The sequence below is a fragment of the Methylobacterium isbiliense genome, from assembly GCF_022179325.1.
Lineage (GTDB): Bacteria > Pseudomonadota > Alphaproteobacteria > Rhizobiales > Beijerinckiaceae > Methylobacterium > Methylobacterium isbiliense.
The window spans coordinates 1-14,281 of the sequence record NZ_BPQQ01000067.1; the positions used below are offsets into that span (position 1 = coordinate 1).

A 14,281-nucleotide genomic window follows, 5' to 3' on the forward strand; every position below is an offset into this window, starting at 1 on the left:
GGAGGCGGTGCTGATCGCGACTGCGGCCGGCGTGCACCCGACCGATCCCGGCGCCTAGGGCGCGCAGCCCGGCGCCTGCGAGGGAGGCGGGCCGCTACGCTCCCGTGACAGCCAGCGAACGCTAAGCAGATTTCGCAAAAGTGGTCGCCGGTTTTGCGATAAAATCCGCGAAGAAACAAGAACCTAAGCGGACGAAGCGTTGGCTTGCCAACGCAAGTCTGCTTAGAGGTACCCGGCCTTGAGATACGCGACCTCGAACTCCGCGAGTTGGCGCAGCCGCCGCGGCGCGAGGATGTGCAGACAGCGTCCTTGCAGCGAGATCAACCCGTCACGCCGCAGAACTTGCAGCACCCGGTTCACGTGCACGCTCGATAGTCCGAGCGTGTCGGCGAGGTCCAACTGCGTCAGCGGCAGATCATACTGACCATCCGTCACCTGGCCGATCGATCCGAGGCGCTCCATCAGCTCGCACAGGAGATGCGCCATGCGCTCGACACCCGAGCGCATGCCGAGATTGACCACCCACTCGCGCGCCGTCGCCTCTTCGACGAATCTGGCGCGCTGCAGCGCGAGCGCGATGCGAGGGTGCCGGCCGAGCAGGTCGAGGTACGCCGCGCGCGGAACCTTGGCGATGTGACAGGGCGTGAGGGTCTCGAGCGTGTGGTGGAGCGGGTGGCCGTGGAGAGCGCCGCGGTCGCATAGATCGCCGGGGACCAGATAGGCGACGATCTGGCGGCGGCCGGACACGCGGCGCTTGTAGCGGCTCGCGAACCCGGCGAAGACGATGAGCGCGTGGTCGGGCACGCTGTCCTGCTCCACGAGAACGGCGTGCCGCTCGACCGGTCGGACATGGCCGATCAGGTCCACGAGCGCCGTTCGATCCTGCTCCGTGAGCGGGGCAAAGCCATCGAGCTTGCGAGCCAGCGCACAGGCGGGCCGGTCCCCTTCCGGCGTCGGAGCCAAACGAGGTGGTACGCGCGCGCCTCCGGAGACGGCCGACTCCATCACGGCGATTGGGACTGGGGTCTCCATCGGGGCTCCTCCAGGATGACGCCCCTTCTCACTCACCGCCGCGGGGCGAGTACATCCGGCCCGTCCCTTAGGAGCCCTCCGGTCCGCGCGCTTCGATGTCCTTGCTCCGGTAGGCCATCGCGGGAGCAAGCCGCGCGATGTGCGGCCACCATCGCGCGCGCAAGTCGAGGTAGGCCTGCGCGGCCGTCTCGTCTCGTGCGACCGCGATGCCTGCCTCGGCAAGCCGGGACGCTGCCCTCTCCCAATGGGCGCGCCACCGCTGTCGCTCGTGGGGATCGCCCGCCTCTGCCTCCGGCGGATGGTTTGGCAGGAACGCCGTTTCAAGCGTGACGACCAGCATCTGGGCCACGCGCCAGAGTGCCTCGACCGCGGCGGCCTGCTTCAGCCACGCCGTCTCCTCGCCCGCGAGCGTGCTGCGGATCAACGATGCCGTATCGAGCGCGAGGTGGGCCTGCGCCGAGACCGAATAGTAAGGCTGCTGGAACCGGAAGTAGAACAGCACCGGGTAGAAATGATGGGTCTCCTTCATGGCGGCCATCGCTTCGCCGAGCGTGACAAGATGGCTGTAGCCGGCGCTGAACTGCCCGCGGGGTCCGAGCCTTGCCAGCAACTCACCCGCGTCCGAGGTCTCCCCCGAGAGGACATGGAATTGCAGCCCGAGCGCATTGCGCTGCCGCAGGGCGCCGTAGACCTGCATGATGTAGGTCAAGACCAGCGACGTCACTGACATTCCGATCAGCGAATTCGCCAGATAAACGGCGCGGTAGGCATCGGTCATGGGCTTGAAGTCGCTGGCGCCGACGATCGCCATGCTGCTGCCCCCGGCATAGAGCGCGGTGAGGAAATCCGTGGGGGTTGGGCCGTTGCCCGCCTGCACGCCCGTGCCGAGACCGGGATGGATGATGAGCCCGGCGCCGAGCGTCAGGCCGCCGGCCCAGAGCAGGACGTAGAGAAGGAGGATAGCCGGGCCGCAGAATGACAACACGATCGCGCGTCGCCTGCCGGCCGCCTCGGCGGTGCGGCGAAAGGCGATCCAGGCGAGATGCGCGGCACGCTCGGCGATCAGCCCGGTGCCGATGCGGGCATACAGGATGGTGAGGAAGACGTCGACGAGGACGATCCCCATCACGAGGGCGCCTGACGCGCGTTCGAGGACGGATAGCATGGGACAGCCCGCCGCGAGGCCCTGTGCGCCGCAGGCGCCGCTCCCGTGGCGAACCGGCCGCTGCCGTCTCGGTTCCTGCGATGCATCCCTAGGGCGATCCCGGCGGTCGAACGTCCAGGCTCGATCGTGATGCCGCTTCCGTCCGCAAGCCGGGTGAGTCGTCCCGCCGATCGAACGGAGCCACGGCGGTCCAGAAGGCGATTTTCAGCTCGGGGCACCGGCGGTCGAGCACAGCCTCGGTCGCCGTGAAAGCGGCCCGCATCGGAGGTTTCCTAGGGAGTCGTCCGCAGGAACTGGGCGTCGCTCGTCCCGGTTCGGCTCGTTGCAGTCCCGACCACCATCCCCGCGAGGGCTCAAGCCCGACAGGGCCGCACGGCGTCGACGCCGGCTCTCGCACCTCAGCCGATGGGAGAAGAAGGCGATGCGAGCCCTGGTTTGGCATGGGAAGGAAGATATTCGCTGTGACACCGTCACCGATCCGGAGATCGAAGACGGTCGCGACGTGATCGTCAAAGTCACGAGTTGCGCGATCTGCGGCTCGGACCTGCACCTGTTTCACAACTTCATTCCCGCCATGCTCCCCGGCGATGTCATGGGCCACGAGACCATGGGCGAAGTCGTCGAGACCGGGCGCGGGCTCAATGGAAAGCTGAAGAAGGGCGATCGGGTCGTGGTGCCCTTCACCATCGTCTGCGGCGAGTGCGACCAGTGCAAGCGCGGCTACTTTTCCGTCTGTCAGAGAAGCAACCGCAAGAAGCACCTCGCCGACAAGGTCTTCGGGCACACCACCGCGGGCCTGTTCGGCTACACCCACCTCACCGGCGGCTACCCGGGCGGCCAGGCCGAGTACCTGCGCGTGCCGTTCGCCGATGCGACGGTCCAGAAGGTGCCTGACGGTATTCCTGACGAGAAGCTGCTCTTCCTCTCTGACATTTTCCCGACCGGCTGGCAGGCGGCCGTCCAGGCTGACATCCAGCCCACCGACACCGTGGCGATCTGGGGTTGCGGGCCGGTCGGCCAGATGACGATCCGCTCGGCCGTCCTCCTGGGCGCCGAACAGGTCGTCGCCATCGATCACCTGCCGGAGCGGTTGGAGATGGCCGAGGCGGGTGGCGCCATCACGATCAACTTCGACGAAGAGAACGTCGTCGAGCGGCTGAACGAGTTGACCGGGGGTGAGGGTCCCGAGAAATGCATCGACTGCATCGGCATGGAAAGCCACGTCACGCCCTCCATGCCGGATACGATCTACGACCGGGCCAAGCAGATTGTCATGGCCGAGAGCGATCGGCCGCATGTGCTGCGTGAGATGATCTATGTGTGCCGACCGGGGGGCCTGATCTCGATCCCGGGCGTCTACGGCGGTTTGATCGACAAGATCCCGATGGGCGCGGCGATGAACAAGGGCCTGACGTTCCGCATGGGCCAGACCCACGTTCAGCGCTGGACCGCCGATCTCTTGCGCCGGATCGAAGAGGAGCAGATCGACCCCTCCTTCGTCATCACGCACGAGGTCCCGCTCGACAAGGGACCGGAGATGTACCGGATGTTCCGGGACAAGCAGGACAGCTGCATCAAGGTCGTTCTCAAACCCTGACACTTCGCGGGAGAGACCATGACGAACATGTCAAGCATCGCGAACCTTTCGCGCATCGCGCGATCCGAGGGCGATCCGAAGGTCCTTCACTCCGGGCCGAGTTCGCGCGGCGTGCCGGACAGCGTCGCGCGAGGGCTCGGCTGGTTCAGCCTCGGGCTGGGTCTGACCGAACTCCTGGCGCCCGGGCGCATCACGCGTGCGCTCGGAATGGAGGGCAAGGAGGCCCTGGTGCGCGTCTACGGAGCCCGCGAGATCGGCAGCGGCATCCTCTCGCTGTCGGCCGACAAGAAGCTCGGGCTCTGGAGCCGCGTCGCCGGCGACGGCCTCGACATTGCAACCGTGCTGACGGCGCTTCGGCGAGACAACCCGAAGCGCGACAATGTCGTCATCGCTCTGGCCCTGCTGCTCGGCATCACGGCCGTCGACCTGATCGACGCCCAGGCGACCACGGTGCGGCACAGCCGCAGTGCGGGACGGAAGCGATCCTACCGGAACCGCAGTGGTTTTCCGCGCGGCGTCAAGGCATCCCGCGGCGCGGCGCGGGACTTCAAGACGCCGCCCGACCTGCGGCACGCCCCACCGCTCGCTGCGGTCTCGCAGCGTACCTCCGCTGTCTGAGGCAGCTCGGTCCAGGTCGGGACCTTGAGTCTGCCGGAGCGGCTCGCATGCCCGTGGACGTGGCGCCCTGCGTAGAGCGCAGGCCTCCACGAGCCGCCCAGCGCGTGAGGCTACTCAGTGTCGGCCCGACCGACCAGCGTTGGATCGGGCCCCGGCTGATCGAGAGGATCAGCCGGGGCCAGACGAGCTGGAGATGAAGCGAGGATGGAGGTCCAGCGCTCATAGAGCCGGGCAAACGCTGCGCCCCATCGAGCCAAAGGCCGCATCGAGCAGAATAACCGTCATCTCTTCGTTCATGAGGAAAATATCGCCGGTCTGCCGTGCGATGGAGGTACATATGTCCGGGCGCATGACGGTTCCCTTGATGATAGGAATGCTCCTGGCCACCACATCCCTCGCGCAACACAGTGCAGCACCATCTCAGGGAGCAGCGCAGCTGCAGCAGGTCGCCAGCTTTGAGCATCAAGTGACCGGAGTGACCGTTTCGAAGGATGGGCGCATCTTCGTCAATTTCCCGCGCTGGACCGAGGATGCACCGATCTCGGTTGCCGAGGTGACACGCGACGGCCGGATCAAACCTTACCCTGATGACGAGTGGAATTCCTGGCGTAATGCCAAGAAGAACCAGATGTCGGCCGGGGATCATTTTGTCTGCGTTCAGAGCGTCGTGGCCGATTCAAAAGGCAATCTCTGGATCGTCGATCCGGCAGCGCCGGCCACAGCACCTGTTGTGCAGGGCGGGCCCAAGCTCGTCGGCATCGACCTGAAGACGAACAAGGTTGCGCAGGTGATCCGCTTCGACGAGACGATCGCACCTCAGGGCAGCTACCTGAACGATGTCCGGTTTTCCCCCGATGGGCGGCATGCCTATCTGTCAGATGCCGGGGCCAAGGGTGCTCTCGTTGTCGTGGATCTCCAGAATGGCAAGGCGCGACGTGTCCTTGACGGCCATCCGAGCACCCAACCGGAGAAGGATGTGGTGGTGAGGACCGATGGGCATGAGTTGCGCCGGCCCGACGGGCGGGGCGTCGAGTTTGCCGCCGACAGCATCGCGCTCTCTCCCGATGGACGCACGCTCTATTGGAAAGCCCTGACCGGCCGAACCCTCTATCGCATTCCAACGGATGCCTTGGAGAACCCGCGTCTGTCTGCGAGGGACCTCGAAGCCCATGTGGAGCGTGCCGCCGAAACCGAACCGACGGACGGTCTTTGGATCGACGGGCGCGGCCGGCTTTATCTGAGCGCGATCGAACAGGATGCCGTGAAGGTCCGCGATGGGGATCGCGTCAGCACTCTCGTACAGGATAAGCGGCTGCGCTGGCCCGATACGTTCTCGGAAGGGCCCGACGGGACCATCTATGTCACCAGTTCCCGCATCCAGGACATGAGCTGGTTCCGGCCCGAGGCCGGCCCGCGCCTTGCGACGCAGTTGTGGCGCATCGAGGCGACGGGCGCGCGGCCGTCAGGTGAAGGTGGAAAAGCGCCTTCCCGGCCGTAGGCGATATCGGCAGACAGCGGTTCGCGCGGCGTTCGACGTTCTGTCCGTCGCACTGGTCTCATCCCAAGGAAGCTGGAACGGACTGTGTGGACCAGGGGGTTGCCGCCGACCGGAGCTTCACCGCGAGCCACGGACCCAACGGCATTCCAGCCTGTTCGCGGATGCGCGACAGCGATCGCGGTGGAGGGGCGAACCGACCCGGAGGCGGACGTGGTGCGCGGCTCTGAGGCGACCGTGCGCAGTGCGATCACCGACAATGGTCGCGCTCCGCTCGGTGCGGCCGGCATGCGACGCCCGGCCGGTGCCGCCGGGCAGCCCCGTCGATCCCGAGCTTGCCCGGGATCGAGATCGATGCGGCAGCATCCTGGGCCGGTGGGATCAGGTGGCGGTCCTGACGAGGACACCGGCCGCCCCGTAGGTCAGGTGCGGCGGATGGGAGCGGCGCAGCATCCCGTCGAGGCCGAGGCTGCGGCCGGCCCCGAGCAGGGCGAACAGCCCCATCAGGAGCATCAGGAACACGTAGCTCCAGGGCCATTCCTGCGGGTGCTTGTAGAGCCCGAGCCAGAGCTGGGCCACGAACAGCACGCCGACCAGCCCGACGAGGCGTACGCCGAGCCCAAGGATCAGCGAGGCGGCGAAGGTCAGCTCCACCAGGAAGACCGCGACGTTCACGACGTGGAAGTTCGGCGTCGGCAGGACGAGCGTCTCGATCAATCGGCCATGGACCGCGAAGGCGGCATTCCCCACCTCCTGGCCGGTCCAGTAGTAGAGCCCGTTCCCGGTGGAGAAGAGCGGCAGCTTCCAGAACAGGTTCTGGAACCACATCAGCCCGACGAGGACGCGCGCGGCGAAGAGGCCGAGGTCGCGGCCCGTGCGTTGGGCGGGATCGATCGCCCATTCGCGGACCGCCACGGCGAGGCCGCCGAGGAGAAGGAGGGCCAGCAGCCCCATCATCACCCAGCGCCAGGGGCCCAGGGCCGCTTGGTCGCCGTGCGACGCGAGCAGGAAGCCCAGGATGTCGGTGACGGGATCGGTGCGCATGGCTCGGCTCGCTCAGGCGGTGAGGGGTTCGGGGGCGGGCCTCGCATGCGGCCCGGCGAGGCGGACCGGCAGGTCGGCGATGCGCAGGCTCCGCCGCAGGGCCCGCGACAGGGCGTCGACCGCGATCGCGAGCAGCGCGGTCGCGAGGATCAGCACCGCCGCCACGTCCAGGCGCAGTTCCGCGATCGCCGCGTCCACGTAGAAGCCCAGCGTGGCGACGCCGAGAATCCCGAAGATCGCGCTCTCGCGCAGGATGATCTCCCAGCGGTAGAGCAGGTAGGCCAGGAACTGGCCGTAGAGCCGCGGCACCGTCTCGTAGGCGTAGAGGTTGAGTCCGCGCGGGGCATCGGGGCGATAGCTCAGCCCGTCGGCGTGGCGCCCCAGCAGGTAGCCGATGATGCCCGCATTGTGGATGGACAGCGCCAGGATCGCCGGCAGCATCGAGGGACCGAGGAGCTGCAGCGCCACATAGGCCAGCATGTACTCGGGCGTCGAGCGCAGGGTCACGAGCAGGACGCGGCCGAGCGGCCGCCCCAGCGGTCCCGTGAAGCGCCGCGAGGTCAGCGGGAACAGCAGCAGCGCCCCGACCGCGGTGGCGACGAGCGCGATCTGCGCCAGAACCAGGGTCTGCACGGCGCCCGGCAGGATCTGGCCGGTGAGGATCGGCCGGAACCACGCCCACAGGGCCGCTCCGGTCGCAGGCCAGCTCTCGGGAGCGAGGAGCGCCGCGCCGCGCAAGGGAGCCGGCACGATGTCGTGTCCGAGAAAGCGGGCGAGGCTGGCCCCGATCTCGACCGCCCCCACGGTCGCGGGCAGCACCAGCACTGAGCCGGCGGCGAGAAGCGGCAGGGTCCAGCCCCGCACCCAGAGCCGGCGGGTGCCGATGAGCGCGTAGAAGGCCAGGAGCCACGCTCCCGCCTCGCCGTAGCGCCCCTGCCGGAAGGCGGATTCGAGGTAGAAGCCCATGGTCGGCAGGCCGATGAAGCCGAGCACCAGCGTCGAACGCAGCCCGCATTCGAGCCGGTAGAAGGTGTAGGCGCGGATCGCGCCCGCGACCTCCGGCAGGCGCGCATAGGCGAAGGCCGACACCGTGCCGGTGCCGGCGGGCAGCGCCCTCAGGGCTGCGAGGTCGGCCTCCTCGATGATCTCGGCATAGACCTTGGCGCAGATGCCGGCGTAGGGCAGGGCGATGGCGAGGATGCCCGTGGTCGCCGAGAGGCCGAAGACCTGCATCAGGAGGAGCGCCCAGAACAGTTCGTGCACGGCGCGCAGGAGCGCGCAGGCGATCCGGACCGAGCGGAACCGGGCGAACGGAATCGCCAGCAGGAAGCCGGCCCCCGCACCGAGCCCGACGCCGAGCACCGCGAAGGCCACCGTGTAGAGGATGCTGGCGGCCTCGACCGCCAGGAAGTCCGGCCGCACGAGGCCGCCGAGCAGGCGCTGCAGATCCGCCCAGGGATGCAGGCTGGTCACGTGGAGATCGGCGGCGAGGAGCGCCGCGAGGCCGAGCGCCGCGATCCAGCGGCTGACTGCGGCGTAGCCCGCCGCTGGCGTGAGGCCCCGGGACCTCACGCCAGCGACTCCGCGTCCGCGTAGTAGCCGCGCAGGCGCGCCGCATCGAGGCGCGCGGCCGGCGCGTCGAGGACGATGCGCCCCTCCGCGATCATCACGATGCGGCTGGCATGGGCGAGCGCCAGCGGGACGTCGTGGAGGGCCATCACCAGGGTTTCGTGCGTGCGCGCGAGTTCGGCGAGGACGAGGCCGCCCTGCACCCGGTCGAGGGCCGAGACCGGCTCGTCGGCGAGGAGGATCGGCCGGCCGTTGTAGAGGGCGCGGGCCACCGAGACGCGCTGCTGCTGCCCGCCCGAGAGCGCGCCCGCCTTCTCGCGCAGCTTGTCGGAGAGGCCGACGCGGGCGAGCACGGCGGCGACCGCGTCGAGGTCGGCCCGGGCGGGCCAGACGAGATTGCGCAGATTGTGTGCCGTCCGGTTCCGGTCGAGACGGCCCATGTAGACGTTGTGGAAGACGGAGAGCGTGCGCACCAGCGCGGCGGCCTGCGGCACCAGCGCGACGCGCTCCGGGGCCTGGGCGTGGATCAGTCCGATCAGCGTCGACTTGCCGACGCCCGAGCGGCCCATCAGCGCGACGCGCTCGCCCGGCTGCACCGTCAGGTCGATGCCCTGCAGGACCGGCCGCCCGTCATAGGCGGCCGAGGCGTTCGCGAGCTGGATGGCCGCGGCGGGCATCAGTCCGGCGTCAGTCGAGGAGGCCGGTGGACCGGCCGACCTCGATCAGCGGCACATAGGCCTCGCTGGTCACGGGGATGAACTTCGAGCGCCCGAAGGGTTCGAGGATCGCCGGGTCGGTGATGCCGACGAGAGCGGCCTTGAGCCGCTCGGTGAAGCCCGTCCCGTAGACGGCATCGAGGTCGCCGCGCACCGTCCACTGGTAGTCCGGGTAGGCCGGGCTCTCCCAGATCACCGAGACGGTCTTGGGGTCGACCTTGCCGGCCTTGGTGTCGAGGTCCCAGACCGTGTAGTCGACGGCGCCGACCTCGAAGGCGCCGGACTGGACGAGCTGGATGGTGCGGCTGTGGTCGCCCGAGAAGCCGACCCGCGCGAAGACCTCCTCGGGCGTCTTGCCGGGGAAGGCCTGGCGGATGAAGTGCTCGGGCATCAGCCGGCCGGAGGTCGAGGCGCGTGAGCCGAAGGTGAAGGTTTTGCCGGCGATCACCTTGGGAAAATCCGCGGCCCTGGCGAGTCCGGTCGCCGCATTGGCGATGAAGTAGGTCTTGAAGGCCGCGTCCTCGGCCCCCTGCGCGATGGCCTGGGAGCCCGGCACCGCCTTGCGGGCCTGCACGCCGGTGAAGCCGCCGAACCACGCGAGCTGCACCTGCCCGTTGGTGAAGGCGGTGACGGCCGCCGGATAGTTCTTCACCGGGATGTAGCGCACCGGCACGCCGAGCTTGCCCTCGAGATAGGCCGCGACCCGCCCGAAGCGCTCCACGAGGCGGCTCTCGTCCTGGTCGGGGATGCCCGTGAAGACGAAGGGCCTCGCCGGCTCCCGCGGGGCGGTCTGCGCCGTGGCCGCGCCCACGAGGCTCCAGACAGCGGCCAGCACCGCGAATCCACGAAACCAAGCGCGCATGTCTCTCCCTCCGTAGGCCCTCGGATGGTATTCGCGCGCCTGCGGCCCCGGTTACCGGCCGGCGCTACGCGGGCTTCATGCGCCGTCCCGGCGGCCCGTACCGAGGAAGGCCACCGCCCCGAGCCGCACGGAACCGGTGCCCTGGTCCCTCTCCAGATCCGCGACGAAGCGGGCGAGCACCGCCTCCCGTGCCCCGCCTTGCGCCGCGAGCAGGGCCGCGAGCCCCGGCGCGAAGGCGAGCCGCGCGGCGAGCCAGGACGCCGAGGGCGCCACGAGATCGGCCTCCAGCCGCGAGACGGCGATCCGGGAGAGCCCTGCCGAGGCGAGCAGGGCGCGGAAGACGGCTTCCTCCGCGAAGCGCAGCTGCGCCGGGGCGGTGGGCGGCGGCGGTTGCGGCCCGCGCACGGCCGTCACGGCCGCGAGCAGGCGGACGATCAGGGCGTAGTTCTGCGGCTCGGTCCAGGTCACGACGGCGACCTGCCCGCCGGGCGCGAGGCTGCGCACCATCGCCCGCAGGGCGGCCTGCGCATCCGCGCACAGGATGATGCCGAAGACCGAGAGCGCCGCGTCGAAGGCGCCGTCCGCGAGCGCGAGGCGCGCGGCATCCATCACCGCCACCGAGACCGGCAGGTCCCCGGCCCGCGCCTGGATGCGGCCGGCCATGCCCTCGGCCGCATCGACCGCCAGCACCTGCGCGCCGGCCCGGGCGGCCATCAGCGCGGCGCCGCCGCAGCCGGCCGCCACGTCGAGGCAGCGCGCGCCGGGATGCAGGGCGAGCGCGCGCAGCGCCTCCTCGGCGAACCGGTTCGTCAGCGGCTCGAACACGGCCTCGTAGGCGGCGACATGCGCGCTCCAGAGGCCGGCCCGCTGGTCCGGTTGCGCCTCCGCTGTCGCGTCGGGTGTCACCGCGCCGCCTCCCCGTGCGAATACCGCGATGGTACAGGGCACCTGTCCGGTGTCGACTGCGACGCTTTGCGTCCGGATCGGGGGGATCAGCGGGATGGCGAGCAGCGTCACGGGCACGGAGCGCAGCTTCTCGCTGGGGCTCGGGCTGACCAACGAGTGCAACCTCGCCTGCAGCTTCTGCTATCGCGACCCGACCCGCGTGGATCGCCTCGGACCGGATCAGATCCGCGCCGTGCTCGACCGGCTGCCCGTCCGCTCGGTCAATCTCGGCACCGGCGAGAACGGCATGCATCCGCGCTTCCCCGAGATGGTCGCCCTGCTCCGGGCCGAGCCGATCAAGCTCACCATCACGTCGAACGGGCATTCCATCGCGGTGAGCGACGACGCGCAGGTGCGGGCCTTCGCGGATGTCGAGTTCTCGATCGACTATCCGACGCCAGAGGAGCAGGACGCGCAGCGCGGGCCGGGCAACTGGGACCTCGTGATGGAGCAGGCCGCGCGCTGCCGCCGCCTCGGCGTCGGGGTCACCTTCATCGCCGTGATGATGCGCACGAACTACGACCGCCTGCATGAGATCGCGGCGGTGGCCGCCCGCTTCGGGGCGCCCCTGCGGATCAACGTCTACCAGGCGGTGCGCAGCGACGCCTTCGCGTTGACCTACGAGGAGTACTGGGAGGGGTTCGCCACGCTCTTCGCCCACACGCAGGCGATCGCCATCGGCGAACCGCTGGTGCGGGCGATGGCCGGCCTGCCGCCCCGCCGCGGCGGCTGCGGCGCGGGCACCGTGCGGGTGACCCCGCGGGGCACCGTGCAGCCCTGCGTCTACTGGGGTGGACCGGGCCAGGGGCTCGACGTGCTGATCGCGGCGGGGCCGGCAATCACCGAGACCGAGCCCTTCGTGGCCGCCCGCGCCCTGCCGGAGCCCTGCCGCGGCTGCGCCCACGAGGCCGCCTGCCACGGCGGCTGCGCCGGGCGGCGGCGCCTGCTGCAGCGGCTTCACGAGGTCGATCCCTATTGTCCCGTGGTGCGCGGCGACGACCGGCGACTCGCCGTCACGATGGCACCGGCCCGCGACCTGCCGAAGCTCGAGAGCGCCTGCACCACCATCGTCCAGGCTCGGGACTTGGTGCAGGATCCGGCGCAGGACTCGGCGCAGGACCCGCCATGACGGCGTTCCGGCCCATCGCCGGGCTCTCCGAGATCGCGGGCGATGTCGATCTTCTCCTCTGCGACGTGTTCGGCACGCTGCACGACGCCGAGCGCAGCTTCGCCCCGGCGCTCGACGCGCTGGCGTGCTTCCGCCGTGGCGGAGGGGCGGTCGTGCTGGTCTCGAACGCCGCCGAGCCGCGGGCGCATCTCTGCGCGACGCTGGCCGCCAGGGGCATTCGGGGAGTTTTCGACGCGCTCGTCAGCGCCGCGGACGTCACCCGCGACGCGCTGCGGGAGCGTGCCGTCGTCCCGGAGCCCGGCGCGGCGCGGGGGCCGGTCGAGGCCGTTCACATCGGGCCGGAGCGGGACCGCGTGCTGTTCGACGGGCTCGGGATCACGCTCGGCGGCTCGGCCGCGGCGCCGATCGTCTGCACCGGCTATCCCGAGGACGACGCCGAACTCGACGAGATTCTCGTTCGCGCCGTGCGGCGGGGTGCGCTCATGCTCTGCACCAATCCGGACACCAGCCTCGTCGTCGGCGGCCGCGTGCTGCGCTTCGCCGGCCTCGTGGCGCAGCGCTACCGGCACCTCGGCGGATGCGTGGTCGAGACCGGCAAGCCCGGTCCGGCGATCTACGCCGCGGCCCTGGCGGCGGTGCGCAGGGCCACCGGACGCATGTTTGACCCGGCGCGCATCCTGGGGATCGGCGACACGCCCGCCCTCGACGCGGGCGGGGCCCTGGCCGCCGGCTTCTCCGCCGCCCTGCTGGCCCCGCCGACGGGCGACCTGCCCGACCTGGCGGGCACCGGCCGCCGCTACCGCCTGTCCGCCCTCGTCTGGTAGCGATCCAACCCACAGGAGGAGCCCCATGTCCGACGCCCCCGTCCGCCTCAGCACGCTGGCCCATGGCGGCGGCTGCGGCTGCAAGCTCGATCCGGCCGTGCTGCGCACGCTGCTCGCCGATCAGCCCGTCGCGGGACCGTTCGAGCGGCTGCTGGTCGGCAACGAGACCGCGGACGACGCCGCCGTCTGGGCGCTCGACGACGGTACCTGCGTCATCGCCACCACCGACTTCTTCACCCCGATGGTGGACGATCCGCACGATTTCGGGCGCATCGCCGCGACGAACGCGATCTCGGACGTCTACGCGATGGGGGGCCGGCCGATCATGGCGCTCGCCATCCTGGGCATGCCCGTCGGCAGGATCGCGCCGGAGATGGTCGCCGCGATCCTCAAGGGCGGCGCGAGCATCTGCGCCGAGGCCGGCATCCCGGTCGCGGGCGGCCACTCGATCGACACGCCGGAGCCGATCTACGGCCTTGCCGTCATCGGTACCTGCCGCCGCGAGGAGGTGCGCCGCAACGCCGACGCCAAGCCCGGCGATGCCCTGATCCTGACGAAGCCGCTCGGGGTCGGCGTCTACTCGGCGGCGATCAAGCGCGAGGGCCTGCCGGAGGGTGGATACGCCGACTTCATCGCCACGACGACGCGGCTCAACCGGGTCGGGGCCGACCTCGCGCAGGACCCCGCGGTCCACGCGATCACCGACGTGACCGGCTTCGGCATCCTCGGCCACGGCCTGGAACTCGCCCGCGGCGCCGGCCTCACCGTGGTGATCGAGGCGGATGCCCTGCCGCTCCTGCCCGCGGCCGAAGCGCTCGCCCGGGACGGGTTCGTCACGGGTGCGTCGCACCGCAACTGGGCCGCCTTCGGCGAGGCGGTCGACCTCCCGGAGGGCTGTCCCGCGTGGCGCCGTCACCTGCTCACCGATCCGCAGACCTCGGGCGGCCTGCTCGTGGCCTGCGCCCCCGCGGCGGCCACCGCCGCCCTGGCCCGGATCCGCGAGGCCGGCTTCGATCAGGCGAGCGTGATCGGACGCACGGAGGCCGGGTCCGCTCGGATTCGCATCGTCTGACGGACCTGGCGGGGTGAGGGGCACGTCCGGCAGAACGGGAGCGTTCTCGCAGAGGCGAGCCCGCTCCCGAGGTGGGCCGCAAATCGACCTCACATGCCGCGGTCGACGCCCCACCACCCGATCGACCCGTCGCCGCGTCGGGGACGCTGATCGCTCTCGGTCCCGACCTTTCCGTCGACGCTCCGGTCCGGCCTGTGTGGCGCGCGCGGGACG

14 protein-coding genes are annotated in these 14,281 nt (G+C 70.2%); 6 read left to right on the plus strand and 8 right to left on the minus strand.

The annotated features are described in order from the left end of the window. Positions 1-222: 222 nt before the first annotated feature. Complete coding sequence (locus tag MFF61_RS24990) at positions 223-1,032, minus strand: Crp/Fnr family transcriptional regulator (protein ID WP_238240346.1); 810 nt, start codon at positions 1,030-1,032, stop codon at positions 223-225. A gap of 67 nt (positions 1,033-1,099) precedes the next feature. Then, positions 1,100-2,197, minus strand: a complete 1,098-nt coding sequence (locus MFF61_RS24995) for a two pore domain potassium channel family protein (RefSeq protein ID WP_373324797.1) — start codon at positions 2,195-2,197, stop codon at positions 1,100-1,102. Positions 2,198-2,618: 421 nt separating this feature from the next. Between MFF61_RS24995 and MFF61_RS25000 the strand changes: the two genes are divergently transcribed. Both MFF61_RS25000 and MFF61_RS25005 read left to right on the plus strand, forming a co-directional pair. After that, on the plus strand, positions 2,619-3,794 hold the full coding sequence (locus MFF61_RS25000) for a zinc-dependent alcohol dehydrogenase (protein WP_238240349.1): 1,176 nt from the start codon (positions 2,619-2,621) through the stop codon (positions 3,792-3,794). Positions 3,795-3,821: 27 nt separating this feature from the next. Beyond that, entirely contained in the window at positions 3,822-4,412 is a 591-nt protein-coding gene (locus MFF61_RS25005) for a hypothetical protein (protein ID WP_238240497.1), read from the plus strand. 219 nt (positions 4,413-4,631) lie between these two features. Here MFF61_RS25005 and MFF61_RS25010 read toward each other — a convergent pair whose 3' ends face one another. After that, positions 4,632-4,799 (minus strand): hypothetical protein, encoded by a 168-nt coding sequence (locus tag MFF61_RS25010; RefSeq protein ID WP_238240350.1) that lies wholly within the window; start codon positions 4,797-4,799, stop codon positions 4,632-4,634. Between MFF61_RS25010 and MFF61_RS25015 the strand changes: the two genes are divergently transcribed. Then, positions 4,786-5,910 carry an L-dopachrome tautomerase-related protein gene (locus MFF61_RS25015; RefSeq protein ID WP_238240351.1) on the plus strand — a complete coding sequence of 375 codons (1,125 nt, stop codon included), beginning with the start codon at positions 4,786-4,788 and terminating at the stop codon, positions 5,908-5,910. The genes MFF61_RS25010 and MFF61_RS25015 overlap by 14 nt on opposite strands. A gap of 378 nt (positions 5,911-6,288) precedes the next feature. Here MFF61_RS25015 and MFF61_RS25020 read toward each other — a convergent pair whose 3' ends face one another. The 5 genes from MFF61_RS25020 to MFF61_RS25040 form a co-directional block, all read right to left on the minus strand. Then, positions 6,289-6,951 (minus strand): DoxX family protein, encoded by a 663-nt coding sequence (locus MFF61_RS25020; RefSeq protein ID WP_238240352.1) that lies wholly within the window; start codon positions 6,949-6,951, stop codon positions 6,289-6,291. Positions 6,952-6,963: 12 nt separating this feature from the next. Next, complete coding sequence (locus MFF61_RS25025; RefSeq protein WP_238240353.1) at positions 6,964-8,523, minus strand: PhnE/PtxC family ABC transporter permease; 1,560 nt, start codon at positions 8,521-8,523, stop codon at positions 6,964-6,966. Next, entirely contained in the window at positions 8,520-9,197 is a 678-nt protein-coding gene (locus tag MFF61_RS25030) for an ATP-binding cassette domain-containing protein (RefSeq protein ID WP_238240354.1), read from the minus strand. Before MFF61_RS25030 ends, MFF61_RS25025 begins: the two co-directional genes overlap by 4 nt. Positions 9,198-9,207: 10 nt before the next feature. Next, positions 9,208-10,098: a putative selenate ABC transporter substrate-binding protein gene (locus MFF61_RS25035; RefSeq protein WP_238240356.1), complete on the minus strand. Its 891-nt coding sequence runs from the start codon at positions 10,096-10,098 to the stop codon at positions 9,208-9,210. Between the two features lie 75 nt (positions 10,099-10,173). Further along, positions 10,174-11,004 (minus strand): class I SAM-dependent methyltransferase, encoded by an 831-nt coding sequence (locus tag MFF61_RS25040; protein ID WP_238240357.1) that lies wholly within the window; start codon positions 11,002-11,004, stop codon positions 10,174-10,176. Positions 11,005-11,098: 94 nt separating this feature from the next. Here MFF61_RS25040 and MFF61_RS25045 point away from each other — a divergent pair, with 94 nt between their 5' ends. Genes MFF61_RS25045 through selD form a run of 3 tightly spaced genes read left to right on the plus strand, consistent with a single transcriptional unit; the run spans position 11,099 to position 14,068 of the window. Then, positions 11,099-12,172, plus strand: a complete 1,074-nt coding sequence (locus tag MFF61_RS25045) for a radical SAM/SPASM domain-containing protein (RefSeq protein ID WP_238240358.1) — start codon at positions 11,099-11,101, stop codon at positions 12,170-12,172. Continuing rightward, positions 12,169-12,996, plus strand: a complete 828-nt coding sequence (locus tag MFF61_RS25050) for a TIGR01459 family HAD-type hydrolase (protein ID WP_238240359.1) — start codon at positions 12,169-12,171, stop codon at positions 12,994-12,996. The genes MFF61_RS25045 and MFF61_RS25050 overlap by 4 nt, the downstream gene beginning before the upstream one ends. Positions 12,997-13,021: 25 nt before the next feature. Next, positions 13,022-14,068 carry a selenide, water dikinase SelD gene (gene selD / locus MFF61_RS25055; protein ID WP_238240360.1) on the plus strand — a complete coding sequence of 349 codons (1,047 nt, stop codon included), beginning with the start codon at positions 13,022-13,024 and terminating at the stop codon, positions 14,066-14,068. Positions 14,069-14,281: the final 213 nt, after the last annotated feature.